Below are 14,034 nucleotides of genomic sequence, written 5' to 3'. Positions count from 1 at the left end.
ATCAAAATGACGTTAGTTCTTGCAATAAGCTTAATATGTATTGCACATATAGTGAGAACACTAAGATGGGAACTTTTCGTAAAAACATATGAAAAACCAAATACGAAAAACTTATTACAGTCCTTGTCAATCGGATATTTTATCAATTCATTTATTCCATTCAAGGCGGGGGATTTAGTCAGAGCCTGGATTTCAGGAAGAAAAATGAAAAATGGGAGAGGGTTTGCACTGGCAACCGTTATTGTAGACCGCTATTTAGACATTTTGGTTGTAGGTATTCTGTTTGCGATTTTTTCAGCTTTTAATTTAGACAGTGCAGATTCGGTCTGGTTTTATATGTTTTTGGCAGTCGGCGTTTTAGCAGTTACTTTACTGGTATACATATTACGTGGGTATGTAAAAAAAATATTGAAAAATATTGCGGGCATTTTCAATGCAAGAATTGAAATACGTTTGTTGAGATTTTTCTGGTCGTTGATCTGGAGTTTTAAAGATATTTTTAAAAAGATATCAAAGACCAAGTTATTATTGGAAACATTAGGAATGTGGATTTTGTACCTTACGTCTTATTATTGTTTTGCTGCATTTTTAAGCCACCAGGGATCTAATATGAACTGGCTGGATGTATTTTACATGCTATTTACAAAGAACAGTATTCATGTTGGAAGTCTCGGAGCAATAACGGTTACGCAGGGAATGTTGAATACGCAGATGATATGGACTGGCATTTATTTATTTGCTCCGATTGTGATATTATTTGTCATTTCCCTGTGTTTGAAGTCTAAAAATGATGGAAGTGTAGATTCGGAAGAATCGTATTTGAATTTGATACCGCAATTGGATGAGGATGAACGACGGAACTTTTTGGAAACCTATTTTTCAAATGAGCGGCGTGAGTATATAGAGAGTTATCTGAAGATCAATCAAAATATATTGATTATTCGTGACTATTCTGCAGGTTCTAATGCGACGACAATGCTTTGTATGAATAATGGAAAAAATTTCTTCCGTAAATATGCATTTGGCGCAGATGGAGATAAGTTATATCAGCAGATTGAGTGGCTGCAGCGTTTTAAGGATATTATACCTTTGCCGGATATTATGCAGTATCAAAAGCAGGATAATTTCTGTTACTACGATATGCCATATGACAGTCAGGCAGTTGGATTGTTTGATTATGCACATTCTATGCCAAAAGAAAATGCATGGAAATTTATAAAAAAAGCGACGGAATGTCTGGAAAATTCTTTATATAAAGTAAATCAAAGACCGGCAGACAAAGCAACAATTGATGAATATATTAAGTCTAAAGTAAATAAAAACCTGGATAAAATTATGAATGCAAAATATTTGAAGCGTCTTATGGAGTATGATGATATCATCATTAATGGACGAAGTTTTCATAATTTGCCATATTATTTACAATATCTGTCAGAAGAACATTTATCTGATATTTTTAAAAATGATACATATTCAGAGATTCATGGTGATCTCACGATTGAGAATATTATCTGTACAAGAAATGCAGATGGAGAGGATGATTTTTATATCATAGATCCGAATACCGGAAATGTGCATGATTCTTCCAATCTTGATTATGGAAAACTGTTGCAGTCGATACATGGTGGTTATGAATTTTTGATGGCAACAAAGAATGTGAGCATTGAAAGAAATCGAATTAATTTTGTATTTACTAAATCAGAGGCATATACATATTTATATGATATGTTGGATAAGTATATGCGGGAACATTTTGCAAAAGAACGCGTAAAGAGTATTTATTATCATGAGATCATACACTGGCTGAGATTAATGCCTTATAAAATTGAAAAAAATGGAAAAAGGGTATTGCTGTTTTATGCCGGAATGCTTATGGTAATGAATGATGTTATCAATAATTTTGAAGAGGAACAATAGATGAAGACACGACTGGCACTATTTGATCTGGATGGAACATTATATGATACGAGAAGAGTCAATTTTCTTTCATATCAAAAAGCATTAGAACAGTTTGGATATACGATGGATTATGAGTATTTTGCAAATCAGTGTAATGGGAGACATTATAAAACATTTCTTCCAGAGATTATGCAGAGTGAGACCCATATGGAAGAAGTGCATGAATTAAAAAAGAAATATTATGGTGATTTCCTTTCAGAAACAGTGGAAAACAAACACTTATTTGAGATTATAAAAGCAATTCGTAACGAGTATTATATTGTTCTGGTTACGACTGCTTCGAGAAAAAACAGTGAGGATATATTAAAATATCATAATCGTCTTGATGAGTTTGATCTTATTATTTCGCAGGAAGATGTAAAAAAGAAAAAACCGGATCCGGAAGGATTTTGTAAGGCCATGGATTATTATAAGATTTCAAAAGATAATACAATTATTTTTGAAGATTCGGATGTTGGAATAGAGGCAGCAGAGAAATCTGGAGCATCAGTTTTTGTAGTCAGGGGCTTTGCTTAACAGGGAAAAAAGAGTATGAGAAAATTATTAAAGCAGGGAATTGCATTTGTTGGAATCAGTGGAATTGGCTGGATCATGGATTTTGTAATATTTAATCTGTTGAATTTAAGGTCATCCTATGTTGCAGTGAATAATATGATCAGTTCACTGGTCGCAGTATGCTTTGTATTTTGTGTATCTACCAGAAAAACATTTGTACAAAAGGATGGCGGAATTCCTCTGAAAGTAAAATTTGTAATTTATATTTTATATCAGATCATATTGATATTATTGGTGTCGCAGCTTTTAGCGATAATTGCAGCAGGGTTGTATCAGACTTTTAGTGGAAGTATCATTGGCAATTTTTCTGCGATGGCTGCTAAGATTATAGTAACTCCAGTAACGATGTGTTTGAACTTTTTGGTAATGAAATTATTGATAGAAAGGATTTAGAGATGAAAGAAAAAATACTGGTTTTTATCCCAATGTATAACTGTGAAAAGCAGATTGTAAGAGTTTTAGATCAGTTGAATGGTGAAATAAAAAAATATATTTCAGAAGCGATAATTGTCAATAACAGGAGTACAGATAATGGAGAGCAGGCTGCTATAGAAAAGATAAAAAAAATGAATGCAGGTTTTCCGATTAAAGTATTAAAAAACAGAGAAAATTATGGATTGGGTGGATCACATAAAGTGGCCTTCAATTATGCGATAGAGAATAATTTTGATTATGTTATCGTACTTCATGGAGATGATCAGGGAAGTATCAGTGATATGATACCGGTATTGGAAAATGGTGCATTTAAAAAGTATGACTGCTGTCTTGGAGGCAGATTTGCAAAGGGTTCAAAACTGGTTGGTTATTCAAAGTTCAGAACATTTGGAAATTTAGTGTTCAATGTGATTTTCTCAATTTCTGTTGGAAAAAGAATATTAGATTTGGGAGCCGGATTAAATCTTTATTCTACCAGAATGTTAAAATCAAAGTATTATGAAAAATTCCCAGATAATTTAACCTTTAACTGTTACATGCTTTTTGCACTTGCTTCATATAAACAAACATACAGATTTGTTCCGATCGTGTGGAGGGAAGAGGATCAGGTGTCAAATGTAAAAATGACAAGACAGGCATGGCAGACTTTAAAGATGGCAGTGAGCTATTTCTTTGGCAGAAAGAAATTTATGTTAAAGGATGCAAGAGAAAAGAAGTTTAAAGAATACAAATCAGATGTTGTTTTTTCTACGGAGGACTGAATATGAAATTAAATGTAATAATGCCTATGGGTGGTGGTGGCACCAGATTTGGAAATCATGGATTTAATGTACCGAAACCTTTAATTGAGATTTATGGGAAACCGTTTTTTTACTGGGCAACACAGTCACTGATCAAAAATATTGAAATCGAAAGCCTTACATTTGTTGTATTAAAAGAGCATATTGAAAAATTTGCGATTGACCAGAGAATTAAAGAATTTTATCCGGATGCCAGAATCAATGTGATTCCGGAAGTATTACCTGGAGCTGTACTGACTTGCAAGGCGGGTGTGACCAATATAGAGAATGATAAACCGATCATTTTTAATGATTGTGACCATTTGTTTTTGTGCAGTTCATTTTATGAATTCTGCAAAAATAACGAATTTGAGACGATTGATGGAGGCTTATTGACTTTCAAATCGCATGATCCAAAGTTCAGTTTTGTTGCATACGATGAAAATGGATATGTGAATCACACAGTTGAAAAACAGGCAATCAGTGAAGATGCGATTTGTGGAGCTTATTATTTTAGAAATAAGCAGATATTTGAAGAAGCTGTGGAGATTTATTTGGAAAATTGTTCCTACAATGAGTTTTTTGTCAGTGGTGTATATAATGTGATGGCAGAACAGGGCAGAAAAATCAAAAGTTTTAATGTGGATCAGCATGTTTCATTTGGCACACCGGATGAGTTCGAAGAGGCTAAGGGGAATGTGACATATAAAAAATTGTTGTAGATAAAATGCATTGAATAACAATAGTGGAGGAAAATAAAGTTGGAAAAGGTAGTAAAATTTATTGATTGTTATATTGAGACGGAAACCTGTAATTTGAAATGCCATTATTGTTATATTGCATTGCGTAATAAATTTAAGAATCATATCATTGAATTGCAACGTTCTCCGAAAGAAATTCAAAGTGCACTGTCAAAAGAACGTATGGGAGGGATTTGTCTTATTAATTTGTGTGCTGGTGGAGAGACTTTATTAGGGGAAACCATTTTGCCAGTAGTAAAAGCATTATTAGAAGAGGGACATTATGTTATGGTGGTCACAAATGGCACTATGACAAAGCGGTTTGACGAAATCATCACATGGGATAAAGCATTGTTAAGCCATCTTTTTATAAAATTTTCATTCCATTATTTAGAGATGATCCGTCTGAACATGATGGATACCTTTATTGGCAATGTTAAGAAAATTGCTCAGTCCGGTTGTTCTTATACCGTAGAAGTAACACCAAATGATGAATTGATTCCGCATATCGATGAAGTAAAAAAGGTATGTGTGGATAATTTTGGAGCACCTTGCCATGTGACAATAGCAAGAGATGACAGAACCGGTGGAATAGAGTTATTATCAGAGCATTCCCTGCCGGAATTTTATGATATCTGGAGCACGTTTGATTCAAAATTGCTGGATTTTAAGTATTCCATATTTAAGAAAAAGAGAACAGAATTTTGCCATGCCGGGATGTGGAGTTATTGGGTAGACTTAAATACAGGTGAATATAAACAATGTTACACGGGAGATACACTGGGAAATATTTATGAAAATTGTGATGAAAAGCTGGTTGAGTGTCCGGTTGGAACAAAATGCGGACTGGCACATTGCTATAATGGGCATGCTTTTCTGACGTTGGGAGATATACCGGGAGTAGATACAGTAACTTATGCAGAGACAAGAAATCGTTTGGAAGGAACAGACAATGAATGGCTGAGACCGGAAATGAAAGCAGCAATGAGTTGTAAACTTTATGAGACAAATTATGATGGAGAAGTTTTTACATCATATAATAAGGAGCGGAAAGTGGCATATCTGGATTATTATCATGTTATAAAAAACAAATATCATATGGAAGATGAGAAGCAGAATGTGTTTATTATTGGTACTCCGGATCATGGAAATATGGGAGATCAGGCAATCTGGTACGCAACACAGAAGTTACTGAAAAATTATTTTCCGGCTGCTAATGTGGTAGATGTGGATATGAGTGATTTTGAAACAGATATAGAAGGAATTGCACATCTGATTCAAAAACAGGATATTCTGATACTGCAGGGAGGTGGTAATTTTGGAAATTATTACATGGATGATGAGATGATTCGCAGATCTGTAATCAGCCAGTTCAGGAATAACAGAATCATCATGTTTCCACAGACGGTATATTTTTCAGAGGATGCGGAGGGAAAAGAAGAATTAGAGCGGAGTGTTTGTATTTATAATAAAAATAAAAATCTGGTTCTCATTGCGCGTGATGCAGAATCTTTTGAGTGTTTGAAAGCAAATTTTACAAACGATATGTACATGCTTCCTGATGTTGTACTTTCTTTAAATGCAATTAATATGGAAAAGGAACGTAAGGGAGTCTTAATTTGTTTACGTAGTGATAAAGAAAGTGTTATGAATCATCAGAATGTTGATGAAATAGAAAGCTTTTTAAAGGATAGGATTTCGGAAATAAGATATACAGATACGCAGATGGATAATTATTGCAAAGAGAATAGAGAATTATTACTAAAGCAGAAGATTAAAGAATTTCAGTCAGCTGAATTAGTGATTACGGATAGATTGCATGGTATGATATTTGCTGCTATAACGGGAACACCTTGTATTGCATTTGATAATTTTAATGCTAAGGTAAAAAAAGTTTATGCATATTTAAAAGATACATGCATTGTGAAATTAGTGCATGATTTTCAAGAATTTACGGAAGCATATGGTGAATTGAAGGTAAATGCGAAGAATAATTATGATGAAAAATCTGTAATACAGCAATTTGTGGATGTGTTAGATCAGATAAAATTGAAGTGTGTAGAAGCTAATGAAACAGATATTTATCAGAAGAGCATGGAGGAAATCTTACGTTACTGGAGTTTAAAAAATTATCAGACAGGTATAAGATGTACTGAGTTAAAGGAGTGGAATGAGAAGCTGCAGAAACAGAACGAGGACAGGATACAGGAATTACAGACATACAAGAACTGGGTCGAAAATTTACAGAAACAAAATGAAGAGAGAATGAAAGATACAGAAGTATACAAGGACTGGGTGAATAATCTGCAGAAACAGAATGAAGAACGGATGAAAGAATTAGAAGTATACAAAGACTGGGTCAATAATCTGCAAAAGCAGATAGAGGATATGAAAAGGTAATAAATATATGAAATTATTGAATTGGAGTTGTCAAAAAATCCACTGTTCGGTCGATGATACGTTATGGATATTTAAGGATCTAACGGAGCATAAAGAGTATGTTTCCATATTTGAGAATCCAATTTTAAATAAAATAAAAGAATTACATTTGAAATTCGGGGCTGTATTTACCTGTTATTGTTTTTTTAATGCTTGGTATAATTTTACACTTGCCGATGCGACAGATCGATTTACAAAAGAATTTGAAAAAAATGCAGACTGGCTTAAATTTGGATTTCATGGATATGGTTTTGATGAATCAGAGACTGACAGGACGTATGAAGCTGCTGATAGCGCTGAATTAATGTTAAAAGACTATAGGCAGGTTACAAAAGAACTGTGCCGTATAACATCTGAAAAAAATTTAGCACAGTATCTAAGATTATCCTCTTTTAAAGGAAATAGAGAGGGAATCAGGCTGTTACACAAAGAGGGGATAAAAGGTTTTTTATGTGCCGAAACAATGGAGAGAGAAAGTTATTATCTTGATGCTGAGGCTAGAACGAAATTATATTCTGATGGAAAATATTATGATAAAAAACTTGGTGTGAAATTTTTGCCTACATGGTTAAGAATGGAAAAAGAAGAATCTATAGAGGAAAAACGAGACTATCTGATAAAGAAAAAGTATCCAATTACAGTATTTACGCACGAATGGGCAATTATGGATGATGAGCAGAAAATATGGTCAAATTTTGAGCAGGTATTTGAGGGTCTGAATCATATTGAAAGAAAAATAAGATTTTTTTAAATACGGATCGAAAAATAAATTATGTTATGTTGAGGGAGAATAGGTTATAATTAGCTATTATAAAGGGTAGTTATATTATTTATGTTGAGGGAGAGTAGCTTATGGGCGGAAAGCTGTTTATACAAGGGAGAAGTGAATGGAAAAGTACGAAGAAGCGGCAGAATCACGCTTTGATGACTGGGAAAAACTGAGCAAAGGAGAAAATAGACGTAAAGCTTGTTCGATTCATTTGGGTGGAATCTATATAGAGTGTTTATTGAAAGGAATGTTATGCAGTCAATGTAGTGTCACAGAAGGCACGAATAAATCACGATGGATTATTAATGGAAATAATCAAAAGAGATCTGGTCATGGATTAAATATAAATATTTATACGAGTTATCTAAGTGATGTGTATGATGATATGTCAGAAGAGATGCTGGAAGCATTAGAGTATTTAGGTTCACCGGAAGGAATTGGTTACATAGATTACCGGTACATATCTGAAGATGAAGTAGATGATCAGATGTTTGAAAAATGGATGGAGAAGTTTATTATTATATTTGGATATTTGGAGCAAAAAAAGCTTGAGATGTAAGAAGGCAGGTAGAGATGGGAAGAATCTGGGAAGACTTAGAACAAATAATTCAAGATAAATATCAGATGAAACAGGATGAATGGGTACAGGTTAGTGTGAGTAAAAGGGGAAAAATTCATGTGACAGTTGTATCTGATTCAAATATAAAAAGAACTGATATAAAAGAGTTGATGGAAAAATGGTTAGAGAAGAAACAAGATAGTTACCAGATAGGTTTTATAAATATTTATTCAACAGAGCAGGCAGAGGAACTCCGTATTGAAAAATTGAGAAAAAGAGATGACTACTTATCATGGTCGGATGCTTTATATGCGGATGGTATTACCGAGGAAAGGAAAACACAAACGCAGGTAATCAGTTTTTACAGAAGCATAAAGAAGTAAAATATAGCGATTTACTAGAAGTGTTAAAACATACTGCGGAAAGAGAATTAAATGATCCGGATGAACAATATCCAGATCGGCTGATAAGTTTCTCGAAGCTAAAACAGGAACTGGAAAGGGTATAGAGAAAAAGAGGACTGTCAAAATAAAAAATTAAGATAGTCCTTTTTTTGAAGGAAAAAAGATGGCAAAAATATCAATTATCATACCAGTATATAATGTTGAAAAGTACTTACAACAGTGTATTGACAGTTTACTGTCGCAAACACTATCAGATATTGAAATTATCTGTATAGATGATGCATCGCAAGATGCGTCCGGAAAGATTTTAAATGATTATGCTGCACGGGATGATCGTATGAAAGTGATCCATGCAGATGAGAACATGGGGACATTGCGTGCAAGAATCAAAGGTATTACAGATGCGGCTGGTCAGTATGTAATGTTTGTAGATAGTGATGATTATCTTGAAGTATCTGCCTGTGAAGAACTTTTAAAACTGCTTACAGAACATCCTGTAGATGTGTTGCATTTTGGTACGGTTTTACACGCAAATGAGAATGTATCGGATGATTTAAAAGACTGGGTTGCCAATTTTCTGAAACCATATGAAGGAGAATTGGAGGGAAATCTGATTGAAAAATGTTTTGTAGATGAAATGTTTGACTTTAATATTACAAATAAGATCTGGAGACGGGAAGTATGTGAAAAGGCATTTGCAAATGTTGAACAGATCAGACTGGTTGCATCCGAGGATCGGTATATTTTTTCCTTCTCATGTACTATGCAAAAAATTATTATGGCATAATAGAAAAATATTATAATTATAATCTGGGCATAGGAGTAACTGGTGGAGATATTTTATCACTGGATCAGTTTGAAAAAAGATGTTCCGGTGCAGAGGCATCTGAGTTAGTAAAGAGATTTCTTGAAAAAACAGGATCAATTGAAAAGTTCCGGAAAGAATCAAAATGTTTTGCGGACAAGATATTGTGGGATTGTGTGGACTGCTGGCATAATAAGCTGGAAAAAAAGGACGAACAGCAGGGATTTGAGATTTTAAGAAAATATTTCAGACCTGATGAGATTACCAGTGCGGTGGCAAGAGTATATTTTGAACAGGGACAGGATATCTATAACAGGGCAAAAATAACGGGGCATAAAAAAATTGCAATTTATTATCGTTATTTAGGATATAACAATATGGATGAAAAGGTTCTGGAGTGTATGCAGTATTTGATACAGCGAGGAAATGATGTCATATTATATACGGATCAGGATCGGAAAGAATTGACAGAGGGGACAGATAAGTATGGAAAGGAGCTCGTGTATCTGCCGGATGCTGTCAGTGCTAACTGGGGAGATTATGAGGCACGGTGCAATGCCTTTTATAAGCAGATGCTGAAAGATAAAATAGAGGTTTTAGTGTATGCTTCGCCTACGTCGCATATATGCTGGCTGGATACATTGCTTTCATCTTTATCGGATATCGTGACTGTTGACATGCAGGATGAAGTATATCTGAATATGTTTGGTGAGATAAGGGAAGAGAATGAAAAGAAAATAGAGGAAAAGACAAGAATTGTAGATGAGAAGACCAAAGTTATAGAGGAAAAAACTATAGATGAAAAAGTAAGAATCATTGATGAGCTGCAGAGAGAGAACAATATGTTAAAGCTGCAGCAGGAAAGTCCGAGGATTATGTGGAAATATTTTTGGAGGAGTTTGAAAAACAAGCTTCTTAGAAGTTGACAATGTATTGATACAGTGTGAGAAATGTTTTAATATATGAGAATGTAGATGATAAAAGTAAGAATTAAAAATTTTATGAAGATATTATATTAGGTAATTGATAAATGGTTTTATCGATTCCTGTGGATAACTCTCCCTTAGGTAAGGAGATAAAAAGGGTCAGTATTCAGAATTATTTCTGAATTGACATAGATCATCAGATTTTGGGCGAATTTTAATAAGCCCAAATAAGTATTATGACAATTGAAAAGTTTTTCAGGCAATTAAAGTTTTTTTAGGAATGAATTTGTCCAAATCAAAATACTCCGAAGGAGCTGGAAAAACGAAGGGGGATATTTAGCATTCATAAATTTTCTCATTCATAGGTGGTTGAAATTGTTGGTGTGGTTATCTATATTTTACCATTTGTGGAGAGAAAATTTATATAAATCAAGCAAGAAAACCCAATAAAACCAAGGACTTGTGGCATTTGTCAAATGCCTAAAGTATTATACGATAAGGAGAAAAGTGATGGAATATTGTGCAATATTGATACCATGTTATAACGAGGAAAAAACAATCCGCAAAGTAGTAAGGGACTGGAAGAAAGAAATTCCTGAAGCAACGATTTATGTTTACGATAATAATTCAACAGATAACACAGCAAAAATTGCAAAAGAAGAAGGAGCGGTCGTAAGACGGGAATATAAGCAGGGAAAAGGAAATGTAATACGTAGGATGTTTCGGGAGATTGATGCACAATGTTACATCATGATAGATGGGGATGATACATACCCTGTTGAATATGGCAGACAGATGATGCAGGAAGTTTTGGAAAAGAAGACTGATATGGTTGTAGGAGACCGGTTATCTTCAACTTATTTTGAGGAAAATAAAAGACCTTTTCATAATTTTGGAAATAGTTTGGTAAGGTTTTCAATTAATCATTTGTTTAAAAGTGACATCAGAGATATCATGACAGGATACAGGGCTTTCAGTTTTCAGTTTGTAAAGACGTTTCCGGTATTGTCAAAAGGTTTTGAAATTGAAACAGAAATGAGTATTCATGCAGTTGATAAAAATATGCAGATTAGTAATATTATTATTGAATACAGGGACAGACCGGAGGGAAGTGAATCCAAACTCAATACGTACAGTGATGGGTTTAAAGTGTTAAAGACGATTGGACGTTTATATAAAAATTATAAACCTATGAATTTCTTTGGAATTTTATCATTGCTTTTAATTATTATAGCAGCAATTTTATTTGTACCAATTTTTGTTACATATGTTCAGACAGGACTTGTACCAAGATTTCCTACGCTAATAGCATCCGGTTTTATTGTCTTGGCTGCATTACAGAGTTTTTTCTCTGGAATGATATTGGATACTTTTGCACAGAAAAACAGACAGGAATTTGAATCGGAACTTAATACAATGGAAATGAATTATAAAGATTTATTGAAAAAAGAGTAGACTTATATAGTCATGGAATAGATATGCAAGCAGTTTCTTTACGGTTAAATAAAACGGATTTAGTTTTATCAGTGCGGAAGGAATCTGTTTTTGACTGAGGAGGGTATAGATTGAGTATAAAAGATAAAACAGTAGAACGTGGAGTGTTAATCAGTAAAATTGCTGTAATAGTGTTTGCAATGGTATGTGGGAGATACTTTATAGAATATATGCGATTGCCTAAGGCAGGGATTGTTTGGGCATGTGCTTTCATTATTATGTATTATTTGTTTTCAGGGTGGAGATTAGAAAAACAACAGATTCCATATATGATTTTTTCGGGTATATTAAGTATTGCTGTCATTTTAGGATATCATATGGAATTACATGGTTCAATGTATACGGGTTTAATGACTGAGAATTATATGACAAGTTTGACAGTAAATGATGTAATAGCTTTTTTATTATTAACAATAACAATAACAGCGTTATTGGAAAAAATTATTACACGATTTACACGAAAAGTAGAAAGTATTGAAATAAAATGTACATATGGTATTAGTAATAAAAAGGCATGGTTAGGAGCAGCACTGATAATTTTTATATTATGGATACCTTATTTAGTGATATACTATCCAGGATTTATATTTGGAGATTCACTGGGATCAATTGCACAGGCACTTGGTGTAGCCAAATTATATAATCATCATCCGATTTTTTATACTTTATTTTTGAAAATGTGCTTATCACTAGGAATTTTTATAAAGGATATTACATTTGGTTGTGCGGTGTATACGATTGTACAGATGATTTATATAGCATTGTGCCTTGGATATCAGATATGTTGGATTAGAAATAAAGGTATTGGTATAAAAATATGTATAATTTTAACTGTATTTTTTGGTTGTATTCCTTTTTTTGCACAGAATAGTATTGCTATGTGGAAAGATCCAATATTTTCATCAACGTTGGCCGTATGGTCTCTTGTACTAGCAGATTTTGCATTATCTAAAGGGAAAATTATATCAGATAATAGATTTTTCTTGGTAAAGAGTAATTTATTGTTAGTGGTATTATGTTTTTCAAGAAATAATGGATTTTATATCGGATTGTTTTGCGAATTAGTGATAATTTTGATATGGATATTGAATCGGAGAAAAAAAATAATAACAGGTTTGAAAAAACTTATGGTAAGTACGGGTTGTATTTTATTGATTATAAGCATTGTTATAGGACCGGTATACACAAAATTAGATTTAAATGGAGAGCCGGTAGAGAGCCTGGGTATATTTTTAAATCAAATGGCGAGTGTTGTTGCATATGATGGAGATATGACAGAGGAAGATAGAGAATACATGAATGGTTTATTACCATTGGAAAATTATAAAGATACATATCGACCTTGTGTAGTAGATCTTTTAAAATGGGATCAGAATTTTAGTCAGAAGTATTTAAATGAGCATTTAAACGGATTTATGAAAACATATATTTCAATGTTTATAAGAAATCCATATGCATATATAGAAGCATGGGCGCTTAACACATATGGATATTGGGCATTAAACCGTTGGGAATTAAATACAGATGCTAATAATATATATAAAGGAAATTTGGGAGATATTGAAAATGGAGAAAATTATGGTATAGTTCCTCACAGTTTATTAGAAATTCAAAAAGTGGATTTAAAAAGCATTTTTGAAATAGGAGACGCACCTGTGGCACTTGCTATACTAACATGGTTTGTATTTTTAATAGTATTATTAATTATAAAAAAGCAAAAATGGGGACTGGGATTGGCAATTGCACCGACATTGGGGCTTGCCATAACACTTTTTGTTGCAACACCATATGCTTATTGGCAGAGATATGGATTGGCACAGTACTACTTAGTTCCATTTTATATATTTATAGTTGTATATTTACTAAAAGAGAAAAAGGAATGAAGGTACATAGGAAAGTAAGATTATATGAAAAAAAATTAATATTATTGATTTTTAGTTTGTTTGTATTATTGATTTGCTCTGAAAGTTATTTTTATATAATGAGTAAAAAGTATCCCGAAATAAAAATAAGTCAAGAACAGTTCTATGGAAAACAAAATGAAAATTTAAAAGACTTTAAGGTGGAAGATGGAAAAATAATTTCATTGTCTGGTGACCCATGGGTTACATGGTAAGCGCCCAATAATCGGGCGGATTGTTTAATTCTTCTATATTCTCCATAATTATTG

The 14,034-nt window shown here is 33.2% G+C and carries 14 protein-coding genes; all 14 read left to right on the top strand.

What is annotated here, in order from left to right; translation table 11 throughout:
- Positions 1-6 precede the first annotated feature (6 nt).
- A complete protein-coding gene (locus H8S51_RS15425; protein WP_186899870.1) occupies positions 7-1,917 on the top strand; it encodes a lysylphosphatidylglycerol synthase transmembrane domain-containing protein in 1,911 nt (636 codons plus the stop codon).
- On the top strand, positions 1,918-2,475 hold the full coding sequence (locus H8S51_RS15420) for an HAD family hydrolase (protein WP_118413450.1): 558 nt from the start codon (positions 1,918-1,920) through the stop codon (positions 2,473-2,475). It abuts the gene before it with no gap.
- A 15-nt stretch (positions 2,476-2,490) separates the two neighbouring features.
- Complete coding sequence (locus H8S51_RS15415) at positions 2,491-2,907, top strand: GtrA family protein (protein WP_015522046.1); 417 nt, start codon at positions 2,491-2,493, stop codon at positions 2,905-2,907.
- Between the two features lie 2 nt (positions 2,908-2,909).
- On the top strand, positions 2,910-3,710 hold the full coding sequence (locus tag H8S51_RS15410; RefSeq protein WP_118413449.1) for a glycosyltransferase family 2 protein: 801 nt from the start codon (positions 2,910-2,912) through the stop codon (positions 3,708-3,710).
- Positions 3,711-3,712: 2 nt separating this feature from the next.
- Positions 3,713-4,450: a glycosyltransferase family 2 protein gene (locus tag H8S51_RS15405; RefSeq protein WP_186899869.1), complete on the top strand. Its 738-nt coding sequence runs from the start codon at positions 3,713-3,715 to the stop codon at positions 4,448-4,450.
- Between the two features lie 39 nt (positions 4,451-4,489).
- The gene (locus H8S51_RS15400; protein ID WP_186899868.1) at positions 4,490-6,868 is read left to right on the top strand and encodes a polysaccharide pyruvyl transferase family protein; all 2,379 of its coding nucleotides are present in this window, start codon (positions 4,490-4,492) and stop codon (positions 6,866-6,868) included.
- Positions 6,869-6,875: 7 nt separating this feature from the next.
- The gene (locus H8S51_RS15395; RefSeq protein ID WP_186899867.1) at positions 6,876-7,658 is read left to right on the top strand and encodes a hypothetical protein; all 783 of its coding nucleotides are present in this window, start codon (positions 6,876-6,878) and stop codon (positions 7,656-7,658) included.
- A 136-nt stretch (positions 7,659-7,794) separates the two neighbouring features.
- Positions 7,795-8,235 (top strand): hypothetical protein, encoded by a 441-nt coding sequence (locus H8S51_RS15390; protein ID WP_186899866.1) that lies wholly within the window; start codon positions 7,795-7,797, stop codon positions 8,233-8,235.
- A 14-nt stretch (positions 8,236-8,249) separates the two neighbouring features.
- Positions 8,250-8,618, top strand: a complete 369-nt coding sequence (locus tag H8S51_RS15385) for a hypothetical protein (protein WP_186899865.1) — start codon at positions 8,250-8,252, stop codon at positions 8,616-8,618.
- Between the two features lie 184 nt (positions 8,619-8,802).
- Complete coding sequence (locus tag H8S51_RS15380) at positions 8,803-9,426, top strand: glycosyltransferase family 2 protein (RefSeq protein ID WP_241070765.1); 624 nt, start codon at positions 8,803-8,805, stop codon at positions 9,424-9,426.
- Positions 9,396-10,370: a hypothetical protein gene (locus H8S51_RS15375; RefSeq protein ID WP_241070764.1), complete on the top strand. Its 975-nt coding sequence runs from the start codon at positions 9,396-9,398 to the stop codon at positions 10,368-10,370. The genes H8S51_RS15380 and H8S51_RS15375 overlap by 31 nt, the downstream gene beginning before the upstream one ends.
- A gap of 510 nt (positions 10,371-10,880) precedes the next feature.
- Positions 10,881-11,825 carry a glycosyltransferase family 2 protein gene (locus H8S51_RS15370; protein WP_015559596.1) on the top strand — a complete coding sequence of 315 codons (945 nt, stop codon included), beginning with the start codon at positions 10,881-10,883 and terminating at the stop codon, positions 11,823-11,825.
- 110 nt (positions 11,826-11,935) lie between these two features.
- Positions 11,936-13,747 (top strand): DUF6020 family protein, encoded by a 1,812-nt coding sequence (locus H8S51_RS15365; protein WP_118209307.1) that lies wholly within the window; start codon positions 11,936-11,938, stop codon positions 13,745-13,747.
- Entirely contained in the window at positions 13,744-13,980 is a 237-nt protein-coding gene (locus H8S51_RS15360) for a hypothetical protein (RefSeq protein ID WP_015521680.1), read from the top strand. The genes H8S51_RS15365 and H8S51_RS15360 overlap by 4 nt, the downstream gene beginning before the upstream one ends.
- The last annotated feature ends 54 nt before the right edge of the window (positions 13,981-14,034 follow it).

This window comes from Roseburia rectibacter, from assembly GCF_014287515.2.
GTDB classification, from domain to species: Bacteria; Bacillota; Clostridia; order Lachnospirales; family Lachnospiraceae; genus Roseburia; species Roseburia rectibacter.
This window is presented reverse-complemented; position numbering and strand designations above follow the sequence as displayed.